Origin of the sequence: Streptomyces sp. GbtcB6 (assembly GCF_019091475.1) — a bacterium.
GTDB lineage: Bacteria > Actinomycetota > Actinomycetes > Streptomycetales > Streptomycetaceae > Streptomyces > Streptomyces hyaluromycini.
The window spans coordinates 132965-152211 of sequence record NZ_JAGXJL010000016.1 but is presented as its reverse complement, the minus strand read 5'-3'; the positions used below and the strand labels follow the sequence as shown (position 1 = coordinate 152211).

At 71.8% G+C, this 19247-nt stretch carries 20 protein-coding genes; 8 read left to right on the top strand and 12 right to left on the bottom strand.

The window, feature by feature from the left end:
• Window positions 1–66: 66 nt before the first annotated feature.
• The 3 genes from KVT45_RS26785 to KVT45_RS26775 all read right to left on the bottom strand — a co-directional run bounded on the left by KVT45_RS26785 (window position 67) and on the right by KVT45_RS26775 (window position 3341).
• Complete coding sequence (locus tag KVT45_RS26785; RefSeq protein WP_217551637.1) at window positions 67–1044, bottom strand: hypothetical protein; 978 nt, start codon at window positions 1042–1044, stop codon at window positions 67–69.
• A gap of 114 nt (window positions 1045–1158) precedes the next feature.
• Complete coding sequence (locus KVT45_RS26780) at window positions 1159–2187, bottom strand: alcohol dehydrogenase catalytic domain-containing protein (RefSeq protein WP_217551636.1); 1029 nt, start codon at window positions 2185–2187, stop codon at window positions 1159–1161.
• The gene (locus tag KVT45_RS26775) at window positions 2184–3341 is read right to left on the bottom strand and encodes a mandelate racemase/muconate lactonizing enzyme family protein (RefSeq protein WP_217551635.1); all 1158 of its coding nucleotides are present in this window, start codon (window positions 3339–3341) and stop codon (window positions 2184–2186) included. The genes KVT45_RS26780 and KVT45_RS26775 overlap by 4 nt, the downstream gene beginning before the upstream one ends.
• Before the next feature lie 201 nt (window positions 3342–3542).
• Between KVT45_RS26775 and KVT45_RS26770 the strand changes: the two genes are divergently transcribed.
• Together KVT45_RS26770 and KVT45_RS26765 are read left to right on the top strand one after the other, a co-directional pair.
• Window positions 3543–4382, top strand: a complete 840-nt coding sequence (locus tag KVT45_RS26770; RefSeq protein WP_254647388.1) for a hypothetical protein — start codon at window positions 3543–3545, stop codon at window positions 4380–4382.
• Window positions 4383–4541: 159 nt separating this feature from the next.
• Window positions 4542–5015: a carboxymuconolactone decarboxylase family protein gene (locus tag KVT45_RS26765; RefSeq protein ID WP_217551634.1), complete on the top strand. Its 474-nt coding sequence runs from the start codon at window positions 4542–4544 to the stop codon at window positions 5013–5015.
• A gap of 37 nt (window positions 5016–5052) precedes the next feature.
• Here the strand turns inward: KVT45_RS26765 and KVT45_RS26760 are convergent, their stop codons facing one another.
• Window positions 5053–5502: a MarR family winged helix-turn-helix transcriptional regulator gene (locus KVT45_RS26760; RefSeq protein WP_217551633.1), complete on the bottom strand. Its 450-nt coding sequence runs from the start codon at window positions 5500–5502 to the stop codon at window positions 5053–5055.
• Window positions 5503–5592: 90 nt separating this feature from the next.
• Between KVT45_RS26760 and KVT45_RS26755 the strand changes: the two genes are divergently transcribed.
• Window positions 5593–6591 (top strand): NADP-dependent oxidoreductase, encoded by a 999-nt coding sequence (locus KVT45_RS26755; protein WP_217551632.1) that lies wholly within the window; start codon window positions 5593–5595, stop codon window positions 6589–6591.
• Between the two features lie 154 nt (window positions 6592–6745).
• On the opposite strand, the gene KVT45_RS26750 is transcribed toward KVT45_RS26755, so the two are convergent.
• Window positions 6746–7903, bottom strand: a complete 1158-nt coding sequence (locus KVT45_RS26750) for a serine hydrolase domain-containing protein (RefSeq protein ID WP_217551631.1) — start codon at window positions 7901–7903, stop codon at window positions 6746–6748.
• A gap of 234 nt (window positions 7904–8137) precedes the next feature.
• Here KVT45_RS26750 and KVT45_RS57750 point away from each other — a divergent pair, with 234 nt between their 5' ends.
• Complete coding sequence (locus tag KVT45_RS57750) at window positions 8138–8992, top strand: hypothetical protein (protein ID WP_217551630.1); 855 nt, start codon at window positions 8138–8140, stop codon at window positions 8990–8992.
• 133 nt (window positions 8993–9125) lie between these two features.
• Entirely contained in the window at window positions 9126–9914 is a 789-nt protein-coding gene (locus KVT45_RS26740; RefSeq protein ID WP_217551629.1) for an EI24 domain-containing protein, read from the top strand.
• Here KVT45_RS26740 and KVT45_RS26735 read toward each other — a convergent pair.
• Together KVT45_RS26735 and KVT45_RS26730 are read right to left on the bottom strand one after the other, a co-directional pair.
• Entirely contained in the window at window positions 9904–11157 is a 1254-nt protein-coding gene (locus tag KVT45_RS26735; protein WP_217551628.1) for a pyroglutamyl peptidase, read from the bottom strand. The genes KVT45_RS26740 and KVT45_RS26735 overlap by 11 nt on opposite strands.
• A 70-nt stretch (window positions 11158–11227) precedes the next feature.
• The gene (locus tag KVT45_RS26730; RefSeq protein ID WP_254647387.1) at window positions 11228–12232 is read right to left on the bottom strand and encodes a LysR family transcriptional regulator; all 1005 of its coding nucleotides are present in this window, start codon (window positions 12230–12232) and stop codon (window positions 11228–11230) included.
• A gap of 58 nt (window positions 12233–12290) precedes the next feature.
• Here KVT45_RS26730 and KVT45_RS26725 point away from each other — a divergent pair, with 58 nt between their 5' ends.
• The gene (locus KVT45_RS26725; RefSeq protein WP_217551626.1) at window positions 12291–13100 is read left to right on the top strand and encodes an NAD(P)-dependent oxidoreductase; all 810 of its coding nucleotides are present in this window, start codon (window positions 12291–12293) and stop codon (window positions 13098–13100) included.
• A gap of 23 nt (window positions 13101–13123) precedes the next feature.
• Window positions 13124–13507 carry a RidA family protein gene (locus KVT45_RS26720; RefSeq protein WP_217551625.1) on the top strand — a complete coding sequence of 128 codons (384 nt, stop codon included), beginning with the start codon at window positions 13124–13126 and terminating at the stop codon, window positions 13505–13507.
• A gap of 184 nt (window positions 13508–13691) precedes the next feature.
• Here KVT45_RS26720 and KVT45_RS26715 read toward each other — a convergent pair whose 3' ends face one another.
• Together KVT45_RS26715 and KVT45_RS26710 are read right to left on the bottom strand one after the other, a co-directional pair.
• On the bottom strand, window positions 13692–14666 hold the full coding sequence (locus KVT45_RS26715; protein ID WP_217551624.1) for an aldose epimerase family protein: 975 nt from the start codon (window positions 14664–14666) through the stop codon (window positions 13692–13694).
• Between the two features lie 22 nt (window positions 14667–14688).
• Window positions 14689–15588, bottom strand: coding sequence for an SGNH/GDSL hydrolase family protein (locus KVT45_RS26710; RefSeq protein WP_217551623.1), 900 nt, complete (start codon window positions 15586–15588; stop codon window positions 14689–14691).
• 253 nt (window positions 15589–15841) lie between these two features.
• Here KVT45_RS26710 and KVT45_RS26705 point away from each other — a divergent pair, with 253 nt between their 5' ends.
• Entirely contained in the window at window positions 15842–16336 is a 495-nt protein-coding gene (locus tag KVT45_RS26705) for a DUF3145 domain-containing protein (RefSeq protein WP_217551622.1), read from the top strand.
• Between the two features lie 186 nt (window positions 16337–16522).
• Here the strand turns inward: KVT45_RS26705 and fabF are convergent, their stop codons facing one another.
• The 3 genes from fabF to KVT45_RS26690 form a co-directional block, all read right to left on the bottom strand.
• Window positions 16523–17785: a beta-ketoacyl-ACP synthase II gene (fabF, locus tag KVT45_RS26700; RefSeq protein WP_217551621.1), complete on the bottom strand. Its 1263-nt coding sequence runs from the start codon at window positions 17783–17785 to the stop codon at window positions 16523–16525.
• A gap of 85 nt (window positions 17786–17870) precedes the next feature.
• The gene (locus tag KVT45_RS26695) at window positions 17871–18119 is read right to left on the bottom strand and encodes an acyl carrier protein (protein WP_046425089.1); all 249 of its coding nucleotides are present in this window, start codon (window positions 18117–18119) and stop codon (window positions 17871–17873) included.
• Between the two features lie 89 nt (window positions 18120–18208).
• A complete protein-coding gene (locus tag KVT45_RS26690; protein ID WP_217551620.1) occupies window positions 18209–19240 on the bottom strand; it encodes a ketoacyl-ACP synthase III in 1032 nt (343 codons plus the stop codon).
• Window positions 19241–19247: the final 7 nt, after the last annotated feature.

Here is a 19247-nt window from a genome sequence, read left to right as displayed (position 1 = left end):
GTATCGATTTGCGGCTCCGCCGCGTGGGCGCGACCAGCCGCCGACGGCCCGCGGCGGCTACGTTCATCAGGCGGAACCCTCGACGGGGAACCGGTTGAGCGCTCCCGGCAGCCGCGACCCGAGCGGCGCCATGTCCCCGTCCGCGCCGTGCCGGGCGAGCAGGTCCAGGGCGAGCCGGCCGCGCCGCACCCGCTCCCGGGCGGTGTTCAGGGTCACGTCCCGCAGGTGGGTGCCCCACGGGTAGATGCCGGGAGCCTTGGACAGACCGAACTTCAGGTAGATCGGGGCGCCGCGCCGGATCAGCTCGGCGACCTCGTACATCCGGATGTAGCCGCCGAGGTCGTCGGGGGCCTCGATGTACATGTCCAGGGGGGCGCCGGACACCCGGCGGATCTCGGTGAGGTGATCGAGCGTCAGGTCGCTCGGGACGTTCACGGAGTCGGCGCCGAGGTGCTCGAAGACCGAGTACGACGCCGGGTTGACCGGTCCGATCAGCGCGGACACCTTCAGCGTGGTGTCCGCCGGGATGATCCCGGCCTGCCGGGCCCGGTGCAGCGTCCACAGCACGCCCTCGTCGGCGACGAGCAGGCACTTGACGCCCAGCTCCGTCGCCCGGACCGCGTCCTCGACGCACCCGGCGACGGCGTCGTGGCCGCGGGCGCGCGCGCCGGCTCCCCGCGAGTCGGAGCGCACCGAGCCGCCGATGTCCCAGGTGCCGCGCGGGCCGGTGAACAGGCAGAGCTCGATGTCCCGTTCGTTCGTCGCCTCGACCATCTCGGTGATCTCGGCGTCGGTGAGCATCCACACGCCGCTGCCCTGGCTGATCCGGTGGATCGGCACGTCCAGGCGCGAGGACTCCTTGAGGACGACGGCCAGCGCCTCGGGACCCTCGCAGGAGGGGATCTCGGTGCGCCACTTGCCGCCGCCCGGGAAGCTGTGGGCGGAGGCGTCGGCGGGGTCGAGGGCGGGCGCACCCAGGCCGAGGGCGGCGAGCGCCTGCTCACCGGGTCGGCGGGCCGCCGTTGCGGAAGCGTCGGTCGTCACAAGCTGTCCTTCACGTTCGGTATTTCGGACAAGGTTCGCGGCTCTGGGTAGAAAAAACGGCTTGGTGGTACGCCGGCCACGGCGAGGTCAGGGCACGCCGCGACCGGCGTACGACTAGGGGCGGAGCAGCACCTTGCCCACCTTCGGATCGCCGGCCCCCACCAGCTCGATGGCCTGCGGGAACTCGGTCAGCGGCAGCTCGTGCGTGATCAGGGGCAGCGGATCGAGGAGACCGGCCCCGAAGACCCGTACCGTGTGCGCCCAGGCGTCCGGCGGTGCCCCGAAGACGGTGTGCACCTCCAGTTGCCGTACGACGAGGTCGGTCGGGTCCAGGCCCTCGGCACCGGCGGCCGGGATGCCGGTCAGGACCAGGCGTCCGCCGCGCCTGAGCAGGGAGGCGGCGGTGCGCGCGGCGGACGCGGACCCGGCGGTCTCGATGACGACGTCGAAATCGTCGGGCAGTTCTGAATTCTCGGCGTTCTTGGTGCGGAAGTCGGTGGCCCCGAACTGCCGGGAGAGCGCCTCCCGGTCGTTCCGGGTGCCGACCACCAGCAGTTCACTCGGTGAGATCGCGTGCAGGAACTGCACGGCGAACATGCCCAGCGTTCCGGTGCCGACCACCGCGACCCGCTCGCCCGGCTGGGCGTTGCCCTTCAGCGCGGCCGCCGCGATACAGGCGGCGGGCTCGAGCAGGGCGGCCGCCGTGAGGTCGGCGTCGTCCGGGAGGGCGTGCAGCAGACGGGCCGGGAGGGTGAGGGTGGCGGCCATGGCGCCCGGCTGGGTGAAGCCGGTCTCCTCGTAGCCGTCGGTGCACAGGGTGGTCTCGCCGGCGTGGCAGCGGTCGCACACCTGGCAGTTGCGGAAGCCCTCGCCGACGACCTTGCGGCCGACGAGCGAGGCGGGGACCCCGGGGCCCACCTGCGACACGGTCCCCGACCACTCGTGGCCCGGTGTCAGCGGGTACCGGACGTATCCCTCGGGCCGGTTCCCCTGGTACACCTCGCGGTCGCTTCCGCAAATCCCGACCGCGTGCACGGCGACCAGCGCCTCGCCGGGACCGGGCTCGCGGGGCGTGTGCGCCTCGACCCGGTGGGTGCCGGGCGCCTCGACGACGACCTGGGAACCAGGGGCGGCGGAGCTCACTTGGTCCCCTTGGGCTTGCGCTGCTCCCAGCCCTCGGCCCACAGGTCGAACCGGGCCTGCTGCTGCGGGAACTCGGCGGCCGCGTCGGCGTCGAACTCGACCCCGAGCCCCGGCGCGTCGGACAGGTGGAAGTACCCGTCCACGACCTCCGGCGCCCCCTTGACCACCTTCTTGATCTCGGCGTCGGCGAAGTCGTTGAAGTGCTCCAGGATCTTGAAGTTCGGGGAGGTGAACCCGACCTGGAGGGAGGCGGCGGTGAGCACCGAGCCGCCGACGTTGTGCGGGGCGACCAGCACGTAGTGGGTCTCGGCGGTGGCGGCGAGCTTCCGGGTCTCCCAGATACCACCGATATGGCCGACGTCCGGCTGGATGATGTCCACGGCCTGGCTCTCGAAGAGCTCGCGGAACTCGATGCGGTCGTGGATGCGCTCACCGGTGGCGACCGGGATGTCCACCTTGGCGGCGACCTTCTCCAGCGCCTTCAGGTTCTCCGGCGGGCAGGGCTCCTCCAGCCAGGCCGGCTTGAAGGGCGCGAGCTCGCGCACGAGTCGTACCGCGGTCGAGGGCGAGAACCGGCCGTGCATCTCCAGCATCAGCTCGGAGTCCGGCCCGATGGCGTCCCGTACGGCCTCGATGAGCGACACGGCGTACAGGGTCTGCTCGTGGTCCAGCTCGAAGTGGCCGGTACCGAACGGGTCGATCTTCAGCGCCTTGTACCCGCGCTCCATGACCTGCTGGGCGGCCTTGTGATAGGCCTCCGGGGTCCGCTCGGTGGTGTACCAGCCGTTGGCGTACGCCTTGACCTTGTCGGTGACCTTCCCGCCGAGCAGCTGCCACACGGGCACGCCCAGCGCCTTGCCCTTGATGTCCCAGCAGGCCATCTCGACGACGGCGATCCCGGACATGACGATCTCACCCGCCCGGCCGTAGTCGCCGTACTTCATCCGGCGTACGAGGTCTTCCACTGCGAACGGGTCCGAACCGAGAATGTGGTTGGCCTCGGCCTCCCGGAGATAGCCGATCAGCGCGTCGGTGTGACCGAGCATCCGGGTCTCGCCGACTCCGGTGATCCCTTCGTCGGTGTGCACCTGGACGTACGTCAGGTTGCGCCACGGCGTCCCGACCACGTGTGTGCTGATTCCGGTGATGCGCACGGCAGTTGCCCCTCAGCTGTTCGAGATTTCGTCACGCGTTCGAAATGCTGGCGTGACAGTAAGGACGGGGCGGTCGGGGTGTCAATGGGTCGAACAGGTAACGGTTTCGGCAAGGCTTGCGATAGGTTTTTCGGTCTCCCACAGAACCTTCACAGAGGTGCCTGGTTATGTGACCCGTGGGGAACTTAGTCTTCCCGCGTCATGGACTACTGCTACCCGTGCCGACGGCACCTCAACGGCGCCCTCGCCTGCCCGGGGTGCGGCACACCGATCGAAACGCTACGCGCGTCCGCGCGGGAAGCGGCCACCCCCGGACCGGCTGTGCCCGGTGAGGCGCCGTACGCGGAGCCGGAGTTCGCCGCCGACGGGTACGACCCCGAGAGCGACGACGGCCACGACGGCACGGGCGGCGAGGACGACGAAGCGCCGGCGGGCGGCCGGGCCGAGCGGCGGCGGGCGGCGCGCGGGCGCGGCGACCGGAGCCGGGGACGGGCCGCCGGGAGCCCCGCCGAGGATCCCGAGGAGCCGTCCGGCCCCGACGGAAGCCGTCGCGACCGCAAGGCCGCGGCCCATCGCCGGCGGCGCCGCAGGGTCCTGTTGGTGGCCGCGGCGTGCGTGCTGGCGGCGGGCGGCCTGAGCCTCGCCGAACTCGGCACGGACGCCATACCGTTCACGACCCCGGACACGGCCGCGGGGGGCGGCAGCACGACCGACGGCGGTACGTCGACGTCGTCCCCGGGGACGACCGCCCAGCCCCTGGACGACACCTCCGGCGCGACCGGCGCGGCGGGCTCCGCCTCGGCCGACCCCTCCGCGTCACCGTCCCCCTCCTCCTCGAAGGACAAGGCGTCCGACTCGCCGTCGGCGTCCCCCAAGGACACGTCGGCCCAGTCGGCGACGACGGGCGCGGGCACGGCGACGACCCCGGCGGCCACCCCGACGACCACGGCGGCATCGACCCCGACGGCAGACCCGACGACATCGACCCCCGCCCCGTCACCGAGCCAGACGTGCAACCGGTTCCTGTGGTGGTGTACGTGAGTGGAGCGCCCCTTTAGGGGCGCGGGGAACTGCGCGAGCAACCCACCACAACCCGCACCCGAAGTGCTACCAAAGCAAATCCAGCAAACGTGTCACATTAGACGAACCCGCTCCGTCATAGGTGTGCAACCCGCTGACCCACACCACAGGGAGCACGCCATGGAAGCCCGTCTGAACCCCTTCGCCAGCCCCGTCGCGAACAAGCTCATCAAGCACTTCGTCGCCGCAGGCGCGGTCACCGCGGAGACAGGCGTACCCCCGGCCACCCTGGAGCTCGTGAAGATCCGCGCCAGCCAGATCAACGGCTGCGGCTACTGCCTCGACATGCACACCAAGGACGCGGCCGCGGCGGGCGAGACCCAGCAGCGCCTCCACATGGTCGGCGCCTGGCGCGAGGCCACCGTGTTCACCGAGGCCGAGCGCGCGGCACTGGAACTCGCCGAGCAGGGCACCCGGATCGCCGACGCGGCGGGCGGCGTGCCGGACGAGGTCTGGGAGAACGCGGCCAAGCACTACGACGACGACCAGCTCATCGCGATCGTGGCGACCATCGCCGTCATCAACGCCTTCAACCGGCTGAACGTCATCTTCCAGATCCCGGCCGGTGACTACCGGCCCGGCCAGTTCGCGTAACCCCCTCGGGGGGCCGGCGCCGGACGGTGTCGGCCCCCTAGGCGTCGAGCATCCGCCGCAGCAGATCCCGCAGCGACAGCCGCTCCCCGTCCGACAGCCCCGCCAGCGGCTCGCGCGCGAAGCGCAACCCCTCGCGCAGGTCACGGGCGACCCGTCGGCCCTCGTCCGTCGCCGCGGCCAGCTTCACCCGGCGGTCCGTCGGGTCGGGCCGCCGCTCCACGAGCCCGCGCGCCTCCAGCCGGTCCACGATCCCCGTCACGTTGGACGGCTCGCACTTCAGCTTCTGTGCCAGCTTCCGCATCGGCAGCGGCTCCAGCGACAGCAGGCTGAGCAGCCGCGCCTGCGCCCCGGTGAGCGTGTGCTCGCCCGCCGCCTCCTCGTAGTCCGCGTAGAAACGGGACACGACGTCCCCGATGAGCTCGACGACTTCCAGGGTCAGCGCGTCGGGGCGGCGGGTCTGCGCGGGGGTGGACTGTGTGGACGACATGTACGCCAGGGTACCGCGTTACTTGACATCCTGAAATATTCAGGAGCATGGTTGTTTCAGGTACTGAAGTATTTCGGAAAGGCGCATGTCATGATCAACCGCGAGTGGCACCTGCTGAGCCGTCCCGTCGGCTGGCCGAAGCCCGAGGACTTCGCCCTGGTCGAGGCGGAGGTTCCCACGCCGGGTGAGGGGCAGGTGCTCGTGCGGAACAAGTACCTCTCCGTCGACCCGTACATGCGGGGCCGGATGAGTGCCGCGAAGTCGTACGTCGCCCCCTTCGAGCTGGGCAAGGTCATGCAGGGCGGTGCGGTCGGCGAGGTCGTCGAGTCGAACGCCGAGGGCATCGCGGCCGGCGACCACGTCCTGCACTTCTTCGGCTGGCGCGAGTACGCGGTCGTGGACGCGAAGAACGCCGTCAAGGTCGACGCGGCGGCCGCGCCCCTGTCGACGTACCTCGGCGTCCTCGGCATGACCGGCCTCACCGCCTACGCGGGCCTGCTGCGCACCGCCTCCTTCAAGGAGGGCGACTCCGTCTTCGTCTCCGGCGCGGCCGGTGCGGTCGGCAGCCAGGTCGGCCAGATCGCGAAGCTCAAGGGCGCCTCGCGGGTGATCGGCTCGGCCGGCTCCGACGAGAAGGTCAAGCTGCTGGTCGAGGAGTACGGCTTCGACGCGGCCTTCAACTACAAGAACGGCTCGGTCGCCGAGCAGCTCCGCGCCGCCGCGCCGGACGGTGTGGACGTCTACTTCGACAACGTCGGCGGCGACCACCTGGAGGCCGCGATCGGCCAGCTGAACCGGGACGGCCGGATCGCGGTCTGCGGCATGATCTCCGTCTACAACAGCACCGAGCCCGTCCCCGGCCCGAAGAACCTCGCCCGTCTCATCCAGACCCGCGGCCGGATCGAGGGCTTCCTGGTCGGCGACCACTACGACCTGCAGCCGCAGTTCGTCGCCGAGGTCGGCCCGTGGGTGGCCTCCGGGCAGCTGAAGTACGGCGAGACGGTCGTCGAGGGCATCGAGAACAACGTGGAGGCGTTCCTCGGGGTGCTGCGCGGCGACAACACCGGAAAGATGATCGTAAAGCTCTGAACCGCGTGACGAGAGGCTGAGGTCCCTCGTTGCGCTCTGCGGAGGCCGCACCCTTGGACGTGGGGTGCGGCCTCTCGTGTGCCGGGTGCGGGTCGTGGGTGGTTGCTCGCGCAGTTCCCCGCGCCCCTGAAGGGGCGCGTTCAGGCGGCGCTCCCTAAGAGTTCAGCGCCGCCTTGTGCACGGTCAGTGCCAGCCGGTCGTTCTCCGGTGCCGCGCCTCCCGGGAACGCGAACCGTCGCCTCGTGTAGCCGTAGGCGACCCCGCTTCTCGGGTCCGCGTAGGCCTGCGACCCCGCAGCCCCGCTGTGGCCGATCGTGCCCGCGCCCAGGAACGGGTGCCAGGTGTCCGCCGTCGCCTGGAAACCCAGGCCGTACGACTTGTGGACCCGGGCCACCAGGTCGTAGCCCACCGAGTGGAACTGGCCGAACTCGGCCACCGTGTCCTCCTTCAGCAGCGGGGCCTTGCCGTCGATCTCGCTGAGCAGGGCCGCGTACATCCCGGCCAGGCCGCGCGCCGACGCCACCCCGCCGAAGGATGCCGGGCCCTTGGCGCGGACCAGCCGGTCGTTCGGGAGGGCCGCCAGGTCCGTGGGTTCGGCCGCGTGCTTGTTGAAGGCGATCCCCGCAAGGGTCTGCGGGCCGGACGGGACGGATTCGAGCAGGGCCTGCTGCTCGGGTGTCGGCCGCATCGGCTGCGTCGTGCGGAAGCGCGGCTCGTGGGCGGCCGGCAGGCCCAGGAAGAAGTCGAGGCCGTACGGTGCCCGGACCCGCTCCTCGTACACGTCCTGGAGCGTACGGCCGGTCGCGCGCCGTACCACCTCGCCGGTGAGCGCCCCGATCACCATGGCGTGGTAGCCGAAGGCCGTGCCGGGGCGCCAGAACGGCCGCTGGTCGGCGAGGCGTTCGGCCATCGCCCGGTCGTCGGCCAGCTCCTGCGGGCTGAACCCGGTGTCGGTGCCGACCAGGCCCGCCCGGTGCGCGAGCAGGTCCCGCAGGGTCAGCGTGCCCTTGCCCTCGGCGCCGAACTCCGGCCAGTAGTAGGTGACCTTACGGTCCAGTTCCAGCGTGCCGTCCTGCACCAGCATCGCCACGACCAGGTGTGCCGCCCCCTTGGCGGACGAGAACACGCCGTACAGGGAGTCCCCGCCGGCCCCCTCGCCCGCCCACAGGTCCACGACCCGCCGGCCGCGGACGTACGCACACAACTGCCCCTCGTAGTCGGCCGGTTCGCCGGCGACGAAGGCGGCGAACTCCTCGCGCACCGCCTCGAAGCCCTCCGCGACCGTGCCCTGGACGGTGATCTCCTGCGTCATCCGTTCTCCTCAACCGAGCCGCCGGGGCAGCTCCCACTGTGAACAACGCCCTACCCACCCGGGCGACCTACCCCTTCGGACGATCCCGCAACAGTGGCCGCTGCCGGGTGCACGCGTACCTCCTCTGCCGGTTCCTGAGATCGGTACGGCGAGATGTACCCGTTCGACTCAACCGGGGCATGCTGAGGGCGGACACACCGCGGAGAGACCCCACAGCGGCGGAGGGCCCGGCCCATGGCGACGATTCCTTCACTTCCCGGCAGGGCGGACGTGCTGCGCATGGCCCGCAGCACCACCGACATCACCGGCCAGCTCCTGGACACCGCCGGGAACCTCACGAAGATCGCGGTCAACACCCTGGACCCGCGCGCGGGCTCGGCCCCCGAACTGCTGCGCGTCCTGCGCCGAACCACCGCGGAACTGGCCGAGGCGAGTGCCGCACCGGGGGCACAGGAGGCCTTCTACCGCATCGTCGAGACCCTCACCCGGCTCGGCACCAGCGGCGCCCCGCTGGCCGTGCACCCGGTGAGCGAGCCGCTGCTGGCGGCCCTCCGAGACGGTCTGCTGCCGCTGCTGGACGCGGTGGAGCCGGCCGTGGAGGAGTTCGCGGCGGCGCTCGGCGAACTGACCGAGGCCCTGTCCCCGTTGCTGCCGGCGGCCGCGGGCGGGGCGGCGGGCGTCCTGCTGGCCCTCACCCCGCTGCTGCGCACGGCGGCCGAGGTCCTGCGCGACTCCGCCCCCGAACTCCACCGCATCGCCGACGCCGTCACCTCGGCCGTGGCCCCGCTGATGCCCCTCCAGGTGGCCCTGGCCGAGCGCGCGACCGCGGCGGGCGCGGGCGTGGTCCGGGCCGCGCTGCCGCCGCTGGCCGACCTGACGGAGGCGGCGACGAAGACGGCGAGGGCGGCGGGCCCGGTCCTGATCGCCGCCGAGGAACTCGCCGTGACCGGACTCGAACACCTCCAGCCCGTCCTGCTGGCCACCGCGGCCCAAGCGGGCCGGGCGGCACGGGCGACTGCGGTACGGGTGTCGGCGGCGGTCAGCCCGGCGGCGGACCGGGGCGTGGTGGTGGCGGTGACGCCGGCGTGAGCGCTCCGCCGGAATGGCCGCGATGCCCCGTCGTTCGTCCGCGGCGCCGTCGTGGCTGGTCGCGCAGTTCCTCGCGCCCCTTCGGGGCGCTGCCCCCGCTGGGCCCTGGCGGGGCCCCGGTAAAGTTTTCGCCATGCGTGATCTCGGGGCGGGTTTCGGATATCTCCTCAAGGGCCAGCGATGGGTCGGCCGGCACGGCAGGCAGTTCGGCTTCGGTCTGCTGCCCGGCCTGATCACCCTCGTCCTCTACGCGGCGGCCCTGGTGACCCTCGCGATATGGGGGGAGGACTTCGTCGGCTGGGCCACCCCGTTCGCCGACGACTGGTCCAGCCCCTGGCTCGGCCTCTTCCGCGGCTTCCTCACCGCCGTCCTGTTCGCCCTCGGCCTCCTGCTCGCCGTCCTCACCTTCACCGCGGTGACCCTGCTGATCGGCCAGCCGTTCTACGAGAACCTCTCCGAGAAGGTCGACGCGGACGTCTCGCCCGACGGCACCGCGCCCGAGTCCGGGCTGCCGTTCTGGCGCGAGCTGTGGATCTCGGCCCGCGACAGCCTGCGCATCCTGGTCCGCGCCGGTCTCTGGGGTGTCCTGCTCTTCGCCCTCGGCTTCCTGCCCCTCGTCGGGCAGACCGTCGTACCGGTCATCGGCTTCCTCGTGACCGGCTTCTTCCTCACCGAGGAACTCGCCGCCGTCGCCCTCCAGCGCCGGGGCGTCGACCTGCGCGCCCGGCTCGCCCTGCTGCGCTCCCGCAAGACCCTGGTGTGGGGCTTCGGCACCCCGCTGGGCCTGGCCTTCCTGGTCCCGTTCGTCGCGGTGTTCCTGATGCCGGGCGCGGTCGCGGGCGCCACCCTCCTCGCCCGTGACCTGCTGGGCGAGGAGTCGGCCGAGGAGGACGAGCGGACCGGCGAACCCGTCACCTCCTGAAGGACGCGTCCGCCGCCACGGTCACGATCGCCCGCACCTGGTCGATGATGTCCACCCGGTTCCGCACGAACTCCGGGTCGGTCACCTCCGTGGTGTTCCCGGCACCGAACTCCAGCACCGGCGTGTGCACATGCCCGCCGGGCAGGGTGTCGTGCAGCCCGAGCCGGTCGCGCAGCAGGGTGGCCCGGTAGGCGATCTCGTTGGAGAGGTAGTTCCCGCCGCCGCCGGACCGGGCGGTGGACCCGGCGGTCGGCCCGTCCGCCCGTACGACGGGGTCGGTCCCTCCCCCAGAGGGGGCACCCCCAGCGGGGATCTCGGTCACCTCGGTGTGGTCGTACACCGGGAAACGCCCCGTGTCCGCCGCCGTGATCGCGGCGTACGGGAGCGTCGTGGTCGTCCACTGCGGCTGCGAGGCCGGGTCGGAGACCGGGACGGTCTCGGTCCGGCCGATGTTGTCGTTGTCGGGGAACCCGCCCCGCCAGGCCCCGTTCGTCCGCTCCACGTCGAACCGCCCGACCCGCCCCTGGCTCACGGTCGTGAACAGGTCCACCTTCGGCAGGTACGGCCGCAGGGTCCGTTCCACCGTGCCCGCCGCGAAGTCGTCCCAGCGCACCGGGAACACGGCCGTCTCGACCCGTGCGGGCCCCTCGTCGGTCTCGATCACCGTCCCGTCGAGGGCCAGCGCGCTCGCCCCGGACGGATTGGAGATCCGGATGTCCCGGTCCAGCGTGAACGGGTCGAACCCGGTGACGAGGATCCGCCGGACGCCCTTCCCGGGATACCGGATGTCCGTCTGCCCGCGCGAGGTCCGCTCCAGCGCGTCCAGCAGGGCCGCCCGCTGCCGCTCGCTCACCCCGAACCCCGGCTCCCAGGTGCGCACCTGACGGGTCATCCCGAGCCGCGCCCAGTACAGCGGCCGGTCGTCGTCCCGGCTCAGATCACCCCCGGCCGGCCCCCGCCCCTGCGCCCGGTCCACGGCCCGCCGCCACAGCACCGCACCCTGCCGTTCCACGACCTGCCGTGCCTGTGCGTAGGAGTGCGCGCTCAGCAGTGCTCGCGCGAACTCCGGTGCCACGTCGTCGAACCCGGACCGCCGGAGTATCTCCTGTGGCACCGCCTGGTCCAGCCGCTGCTCCTCGACGGTGGGGGAGGGGGCGGCCGTGGCGTGCGCCGCGCTGGGGGCGAGCGCCCCGGCCAGCAGCACGATTCCGAGGACGCCGATCCGAACGCGTAGGGAACTCAAGGGAGTTGGCCTTCCGTCGCAGTGGGGTGCGTGGTGCCGGACGGCCGCAGTATCGCGTGACGGAACGGGGCTACGCCATGGTGCCCCCGGGGCCCCAGCACGGGATGCGGGAGGCCGCCTCCCGCAGGGCCCCGAGGAAGGCCTCCGCGGCCGGGGCCAGGGACCGGCCGCGAGCCGTGGCCGCGTACACCGCGCGGGCCGGGGCGCCCTCGTCGAGCACCGGCAGCAGGGCGACGTCCTGGCGTACGGACGCGGCGGCGAGCGCCGGGACCAGGGTCACGCCGAGGCCCGCGGCGACGTAGCCCAGCTTGGCGGTCCACTCGCCGACGACATGGGTCACATGCGGGCGGAAACCCTGGCGCAGGGCCGCGTCCAGGAGGGTCCCCTCGGGGCGGGAGCTGCCGGAGATCCAGTCGGCGTCGGCGAGCCGGCCGAGCCGGACCGGGCCCGTGGCGCCGGCCAGGGGGTGGCCTGCGGGGACGGCGACGTACAGCGACTCGTCGAGGAGATGGTGCAGTCCGTACGGCTCCAGCGGGGTGCGGCCCGTGGTCGAGACGACGGCGAGGTCCAGGTGGCCGGAGTCCAGACGCTTCAGGAGCCCGGGCGTGATCCCCTCCTCGCGGGTCAGCCGCACACCGGGGTGCCGGGTGCGGAACGCGGCCAGGGCCTGCGGCACCAGCGCCGCGTCGGCCGTGGCGAACGCCCCGAACCGCAGCCGCCCGCCCGCCACCTCACGCAGCTCGGTCAGCTCACGGGCGGCGCCGTGCAGTGCCTGGGTGACGGCCTCGGCGTGCGGGACGAGCACCCGCCCGGCCTCCGTGAGCCGTACCCCGCGCGGCAGCCGGTCGAAGAGCGGGCCGCCGCCCAGCGCCGCCTCCAGCGAGGAGATCTGCCGGGACACGGCCGACTGCGTCCACCCGAGCGTCCGCGCGGCCACGGTGAACGAACCGTGCCGGGCGACGTCCAGGAACACGCGCAGCCAGACGGTGGAGACGTCGGGGAGGCCGACGGCGGGCGGCGCGGCGACCACCCCGGAGGCCACTCCGGCGAGAGCTTCGGGATGCTGATTCGGCATGCCTTCCATGCTAGACATTCGCTTGTCGCATCACTTGTCCGCGCCTAGCGTCGACGGTATGGAACAGATCGCATTTCTCGGCCTCGGACACATGGGCGCCCCCATGGCCCGCAGGCTCCTCGCCGCCGGGCACCCGCTGACCGTCTGGAACCGCACCGCCGCCAAGGCGGAACCCCTGGTCGCCGAGGGCGCCGTGCTCGCCGCGTCCCCGGCCGACGCCGTACGGGACGCCGACGTGGTGGTCACGATGCTCGCCGACCCGGCCGCGCTCGACGCGGTCGCCGACGAGATCGTGCCCGCGCTGCGCCCGGGCGCCCGTTGGATCGAGATGTCGACCGTCGGTCCGGACGCCGTACGGGAACTCGCCGCCCGGCTCGGGGCCGGCGCCACCCTCGTCGACGCGCCGGTCATGGGCAGCACCGACCGGGCGGCGACCGGCGAGCTCGGCATCCTCGCCGGCGGTGACACGGCCGGTGTCGAGCACGTCCTGGCCCGCCTGGGCACGGTCACCCGCACCGGTTCCCTCGGCACCGCCGCCGCCCTCAAGCTCGTCATCAACGCGTCCGTCATCGGCGCGGTCGCCCTGGTGGCCGAGACGCTGCGGCTCGCCGACGCCCTCGGCGTGGACGGCGACACCGCGCGCGCCGCCCTCGCGAACGGCCCGATCGGCGGAGCCGTCGCCCGCACCTTCGCCGACGGGGTGCACTTCGCCACCGCCCTCGCCATGAAGGACCTGGTGCTGGCGACGAAGACGACGGAACTGCCCGCCCTGGAAGCGGTGCTGGCGGACTACCGCCGGGCCGCCGACGACCCCGCCCTCGCACAGGCGGACATCAGCCGGGCCGCCGCCCGCATCCGGAACCCCTGAAGGCCCCCTCCGGAAGGACCCCCGTGAAGGTCACCCTGGACAACCCGGCCGACGCGCCCCGGCCCGCGAGCCCCTACTACTCCCAGGTCGCCCGCGTCGAACACGCCGACGGCAGCGCCCTGCTGTTCGTCTCCGGGCAGATCGCCGGTGGCGCGACCCTCGCGGAGCAGACCCGGGGCGTCTTCGAGGGCCTCGCCGCCCTGCTCCGTGCCCACGGCGCGACCCTGGCCGACGTCATCAACATCCGCACCTACCTCACCGACATCTCCCGGCTCGCCGAATACGGCACCGTGCGCCGGGAGTTCCTCACCGGCACCCCGCCGACGAGCATGACCTTCGAGGTGCCGCGCCTCTTCCGGCCGGAGGCGATGGTGGAGGTGGAAGTCGTGGCGGCGGTGGCCGGCTGAGGCCGGGCCCGGCCGGGCCCGGGGCGTGGGCGTTTGTGAAGGGTTCGTACGAGATCGCGGCGCGGCCCCCGATGACCGGCCGTCGCCGCACAGCCACGGCTAAGGTCGGAGCCGGGACGCGTCCCCCTTGAGCAGCCCCGGTCCGGGACCTGACCCCTGGACCGGGGCTTGCGTGCCGATGGCGTCAGTCGCGCACCCCGAAGCCGTACACCGTCTCCGAGCGGTAGCTCCCGCCCGGATCCAGCCGCGTGCTCGGGAACCCGGGGCGGTTGGGGGAGTCCGGGAAGTGCTGGGTCTCCAGGGCGACACCGTCGCCGGGGGCGAAGGGGCCGGACAGGTGCTCGGCGGTGTAGAGCTGGATGCCGGGTTCGGTGGTCGCCACGGTGAGGGTGCGGCCGGACGCCGGTTCGTGCAGCTCGGCGATCTCCACCGGAGCCTCGGTCACGCCCTTGTCGAGGACGAGGTTGTGGTCGTAGCCGGAGCCGACCTTGCGGGCCGTACGGAAGTCGAAACGGGAGCCGGAGACGTCCTCCAGGACCCCGGTCGGGATCAGGTCCCCGTCGACGGGGGCGTAGCGCGAGGCCGCGATCCGCAGCTCATGGCCGCCCGCGTTCCCGGAGCCCGCCAGGTTGAAGTAGCTGTGGTTGGTGAGGTTCACGACGGTCGGCGCGTCGGTGACCGCCTCGTAGGAGACGCGCAGCGCGCCCGAGTCGTCCAGCGTGTACGTCACGGCGACCTCCAGCCGCCCCGGGAACCCCTCCTCCCCGTGCGGGCTCACCCGCGACAGCCGCACCCCGTGCTCGACGGCCGTCACGTCCCACACCCGCTTGTCGAAACCACGGGCGCCGCCGTGCAGGGAGTTGGGCCCGTTGTTCGGCTCCAGCGCATAGGTCACGCCGTCCAGCGGGAAGCGGGCCCCCGCGATCCGGTTGGCGTACCGGCCGACCAGGGCGCCGAGGTACGGCCCGGGGTTCTCCAGGTAGCCGTCCAGGCCGGCGAACCCCAGCACCACGTCCGCCGTCCGCCCGTCCCGGTCCGGGACCTCGACCGACTGCACGATCCCGCCGTACGACAGCACCCGCACCCGGGTCCCCGCGCGCTCCAGCGTCCAGCGGTGCACCGCGGTGCCGTCGGAAAGGGTGCCGAAAAGTTCGCTCATGGGGAAACCCTAAGCCAAGGGTCTAGTCCACCGGGTCCTTCGCGGTGATGGCCCGGTAGGCGATCGCCGCGAGCTTCGACTGGCCGTCGGTGCTCGGATGGAACCAGTCCCAGTGGCTCAACTGGTCGGTCCCGAAGCGGTACGCGTACACCGCCCCGCCGTCGAAACGGCACCGCCGGTCCTTGGCGCAGACCTCCTTCAGCACCTTGTTGTACTCCTCGACCCGCTGCTGCACCCTGTCCCGGCGCAGGGTCGCCACGCTGGTCAGATCGTCCGCGTCGCCCAGCATGGACGGGCAGATGCCCAGCTTCCACACCTGCTTGCCCAGCGGATTGGTCCGCCCCTCGGACCACAGCCGCTTCAGGTTCGGCACGCTCGCCACGTACACCTGCGTCTTCGGCAGCGACTTGCGCAGGGTGCCCAGCGCGTCCTCGAACTGGGCGCGGAAGTCGGCCACCGAGGTCATCGCCCGCACCGACGTACGACAGGCGTCGTTCGCCCCCGCCATCACCGTCACCAACTGCGGCTTGCGTACGACCGCGTCGGCCATCTGCCCCGGCAGGTCGGCCATCCGGGCGCCGGTCACCGCGTAGTTCCAGCTGTGGTCGGCCGCTTTCGCCCGCCCCAGCAGCCGTACCGCCAGACTGTCCACCTGGTCGCTGGTGCCGGTCGCCCAGGACACCTCCGGGCAGTCCGAGAGCACCGTGCAGGCGTCGAAGCCGCGCGTGATGGAGTCGCCGACGGCCGCGATCGAGGCCGGGCTGCGGTCCCACACCTGCACGGTCCGGGCGGCCCGCGTCCGCTCGCTCCCGGTCGAGCCGGAGGAACCCCCGAGGACATCGCATCCGCCCACCCCCAGCGCGGCGGTGACGGCGACGGCGCCTGCCAGGGCACGCGAACGCCGGCGTCGCTGCTTGCGCATACCCCGTCGGTCCTCTCAGTCGACCAGTTCGTCCCCCTTCATAACAACGCACGGGAGTTCCCGCCCCGCGCCCTGCAACGGACCACCCCCGTACAAGCGTCCCCCTGGGTGAATGGCGGGCGTTTCCTGGCTGTGGGACCGACGGTACGTCACACTCCTTGCGTCGCCGCACGGTAGCCTCGCCATCAACGCGGCCGTCGTGCCACTGCCGCCAGCCAGCCAGCAAGATGTCCCGCTCTGCCCGGAGGTTCCGGTGACGACACGTGGAGTTCTGTACGTGCACTCCGCGCCGCGCGCGCTGTGCCCGCACGTCGAGTGGGCCGTCGCCGGGGTGCTCGGCACGCGCGTCAACCTCGACTGGATCCGCCAGCCGGCCGCCCCCGGCACCTGGCGCTCCGAGTTCTCCTGGCAGGGCGAGGTCGGCACGGCCTCCAAACTGGCGTCCGCACTGCGCGGCTGGCACCTGCTCCGCTTCGAGGTCACGGCCGAGCCCTGCGCGAAGGCCGAGGGCGAGCGCTACAGCTGCACACCCGACCTCGGCATCTTCCACGCGGTCACCGGCATCCACGGCGACATCCTGATCCCGGAGGACCGCCTGAGGGCCGCCCTGACCCGCTCACAGCGCGGCGAGACCAACCTGGAAGCGGAGATCGCCAAACTCCTCGGCAAGCCCTGGGACGACGAACTGGAGCCGTTCCGCTACGCGGGCGAGGGCGCCCCGGTGAGGTGGCTCCACCAGGTGGTCTGAGCACTGCGGCGCCGTCGTGGCTGATCGCGCAGTTCCCCGCGCCCCTGAAGGGGCGCTCACCCCTGGTCTTTTAGGGGCGCGGGGAACTGCGCGACAAGCCCCCACCAACCGTCAGCCGACAACGAAACGCACTGTGGCCCGGACTCTTCTTCAGAGTCCGGGCCACAAGCTTTGAAACGGCGCTTCTCAGATCGTCCTGAACGCCAGCACCACGTTGTGCCCGCCGAACCCGAACGAGTCGTTCAGCGCGGCGATCCTGCCCTCGGGCAGCTGCCGAGCCTCGCCCCGCACCACGTCCGCGTTGACCTCGGGGTCGAGGTCGTCGAGGTTGATGGTCGGCGGAGCCGTCCGGTTCACCAGCGCCAGGATCGACGCGACGGTCTCGATACCACCGGCACCACCCAGCAGGTGACCGGTCATCGACTTGGTCGCGGAGATGGCCATGTGGTCGACGTCGTCGCCGAACACCTTCCGCAGCGCCTTGATCTCGGCGACGTCACCCTGAGGCGTCGACGTCGCGTGAGCATTCACGTGCACGATCTCGGCCGGCTTCAGATCCGTGCTGTCGAGCAGGTTCTGCAGCGCGTGCGCGATGCCGTTGCCCGACGGCTCGGGCTGCGTGATGTGGTGCGCGTCGGCCGAGATGCCCTGGCCCACGGCCTCGGCGTAGACGCGCGCCCCGCGCGCCTTCGCGTGCTCCTCGGACTCCAGGACGATCACGCCCGCGCCCTCACCGAGGACGAAGCCGTCACGGCCGGAGTCGTAGGGACGCGACGCACCCTCGGGGTCGTCGTTGTTCTTGGACATCGCCATCATGTTGCCGAACGCGGCGATCGGCAGCGGGTGCACCGCGGCCTCCGTCCCGCCGGCCACGACGATGTCCGCACGCCCGGTGCGGATCATCTCGATGGCGTACCCGATGGCCTCGGCGCCGGAGGCGCAGGCCGACACGGGCGTGTGCACACCGGCCCGCGCACCCAGCTCGATACCGACGTTGGCGGCCGGCGAGTTGGGCATCAGCATCGGCACGGTGTGCGGGGAGACACGGCGTACGCCCTTCTCCTTGAGCACGTCGTACTGGTCCAGCAGGGTCGTCACACCGCCGATGCCGGAGGCGATGACGGCGCCGACCCGGTCGGGGTCGGCGGACGCGTCCTCACCGGCCCTGGCGGTGAAACCGGCGTCCTTCCAGGCCTCCTTGGCGGCGATCAGCGCGAACTGCGCGGACCGGTCCAGCTTGCGGGCCTGCGGACGGGGGATGATCTCGCCCGGTTCGACGGCGATCTGCGCCGCGATACGGACGGGCAGCTCGGCCGCCCAGTCCTGCTCCAGGAGGCGGACGCCGGACTTGCCGGCGACCAGGGCCTCCCAGAACGAAGCTGCGTCGCCACCCAGCGGTGTGGTTGCGCCGATACCGGTGACGACCACGGTGCGATTGGTCGGGCTCACGGGAATTCTTTCTCCAACGGATACGGGATTCGACGGCGCCACCGCCGGGTGGCGGGGCATTGCAGCCGGAGGCTAGTTAACTGCCTCAGGCCTGGTGCTTGAGGATGTAGTCGGTCGCGTCGCCGACGGTCTTGAGGTTCTTGACGTCCTCGTCCGGGATCTTGACGTCGAAGCGCTCTTCAGCGGCGACGACGACCTCGACCATGGACAGCGAGTCGACGTCCAGGTCGTCGGTGAAGGACTTGTCCAGCTGGACGTCCTCAACCGGGATGCCGGCGATCTCGTTCACGATCTCGGCGAGACCTTCGACGATCTCTTCCTGAGTGGCGGCCATGTCAGGCGCTCCTTCTTAGATGTTCCAGACGGTTGCTGCGGTGTTGCAGTCGGCGTCCCGCACCGGATGCATGATCCGGCACGGAGTGCCTAGGGGAGGGTAACGACAGTGGCGGCGTAGACGAGACCCGCCCCGAACCCGATGACGAGCGCGGTGTCGCCGCTCTTCGCCTCGCCGGTCGCCAGGAGCCGCTCCATCGCGAGCGGGATCGAGGCGGCCGAGGTGTTGCCGGTGGTGCGGATGTCACGGGCGACCGTGACATGCCCCGGCAGCTTGAGAGTCTTCACCATCGAGTCGATGATCCGCACATTGGCCTGGTGCGGGATGAAGACGTCCAGGTCGTCCGCGCTGATCCCGGCCGCGTCCAGCGCCTGCTGAGCGACCTTCGCCATCTCGAACACGGCCCAGCGGAACACCGCCTGGCCCTCCTGCGTGATCGCCGGGAACTTGACGTTGCCCTGGCTGTCCAGCGGAAGCTCGGACACGTCACCGATCCGGAAACGGTCCCACGGGACGGTCTGCTTGATGGTCTCGGACTTGTCGCCCTCCGAGCCCCAGACCGTCGGGCCGATCGCCGGCTCCTGCGAGGGGCCGACCACGACCGCGCCCGCGCCGTCGCCGAACAGGAAGGCCGTGGCCCGGTCCTCCAGGTCGGTCAGGTCGCTGAGCCGCTCCACGCCGATGACGAGCACGTACTCGGCGGAACCTTCCACCACCATGCCCTTGGCGAGCGTCAGGCCGTAGCCGAAGCCCGCGCAGCCGGCGGAGATGTCGAAGGCGGCCGCCTTGTTCGTGCCCAGCTTGTCGGCGATCTCGGTGGCGACGGCCGGAGTCTGGCTGAAGTGCGAGACGGTCGAGACGACCACGGCGCCGATCTGCTCGGCGTCGATGCCCGCGTCCGCGATCGCCTTGCCGGAGGCCTCGATGGACATCGCGGCGACGGTCTCGTCCGGGCCCGCCCAGTGCCGGGTCTCGATGCCCGAGCGCGACCGGATCCACTCGTCGGAGGAGTCGATCGTCTCCAGGATCACCTCGTTCGGCACCACACGGATCGGGCGGTAGCCGCCGACACCGAGGATGCGCGCGTACGGGGCACCCTTGCTGGGCTTGATCTTCGACATCGCAGTG

What these genes read in the sequence shown, in the direction of transcription:
- KVT45_RS26770 (WP_254647388.1), top strand. Translation starts at nt 3,543, where the DNA reads ATGGACTACTGCTACCCGTGCCGACGGCACCTCAACGGCGCCCTCGCC.
- KVT45_RS26765 (WP_217551634.1), top strand. Translation starts at nt 4,542, where the DNA reads ATGGAAGCCCGTCTGAACCCCTTCGCCAGCCCCGTCGCGAACAAGCTC.
- KVT45_RS26760 (WP_217551633.1), bottom strand. Translation starts at nt 5,502, where the DNA reads ATGTCGTCCACACAGTCCACCCCCGCGCAGACCCGCCGCCCCGACGCG.
- KVT45_RS26755 (WP_217551632.1), top strand. Translation starts at nt 5,593, where the DNA reads ATGATCAACCGCGAGTGGCACCTGCTGAGCCGTCCCGTCGGCTGGCCG.
- KVT45_RS26750 (WP_217551631.1), bottom strand. Translation starts at nt 7,903, where the DNA reads ATGACGCAGGAGATCACCGTCCAGGGCACGGTCGCGGAGGGCTTCGAG.
- KVT45_RS57750 (WP_217551630.1), top strand. Translation starts at nt 8,138, where the DNA reads ATGGCGACGATTCCTTCACTTCCCGGCAGGGCGGACGTGCTGCGCATG.
- KVT45_RS26740 (WP_217551629.1), top strand. Translation starts at nt 9,126, where the DNA reads ATGCGTGATCTCGGGGCGGGTTTCGGATATCTCCTCAAGGGCCAGCGA.
- KVT45_RS26730 (WP_254647387.1), bottom strand. Translation starts at nt 12,232, where the DNA reads ATGCCGAATCAGCATCCCGAAGCTCTCGCCGGAGTGGCCTCCGGGGTG.
- KVT45_RS26725 (WP_217551626.1), top strand. Translation starts at nt 12,291, where the DNA reads ATGGAACAGATCGCATTTCTCGGCCTCGGACACATGGGCGCCCCCATG.
- KVT45_RS26715 (WP_217551624.1), bottom strand. Translation starts at nt 14,666, where the DNA reads ATGAGCGAACTTTTCGGCACCCTTTCCGACGGCACCGCGGTGCACCGC.
- KVT45_RS26710 (WP_217551623.1), bottom strand. Translation starts at nt 15,588, where the DNA reads ATGCGCAAGCAGCGACGCCGGCGTTCGCGTGCCCTGGCAGGCGCCGTC.
- KVT45_RS26695 (WP_046425089.1), bottom strand. Translation starts at nt 18,119, where the DNA reads ATGGCCGCCACTCAGGAAGAGATCGTCGAAGGTCTCGCCGAGATCGTG.
- KVT45_RS26690 (WP_217551620.1), bottom strand. Translation starts at nt 19,240, where the DNA reads ATGTCGAAGATCAAGCCCAGCAAGGGTGCCCCGTACGCGCGCATCCTC.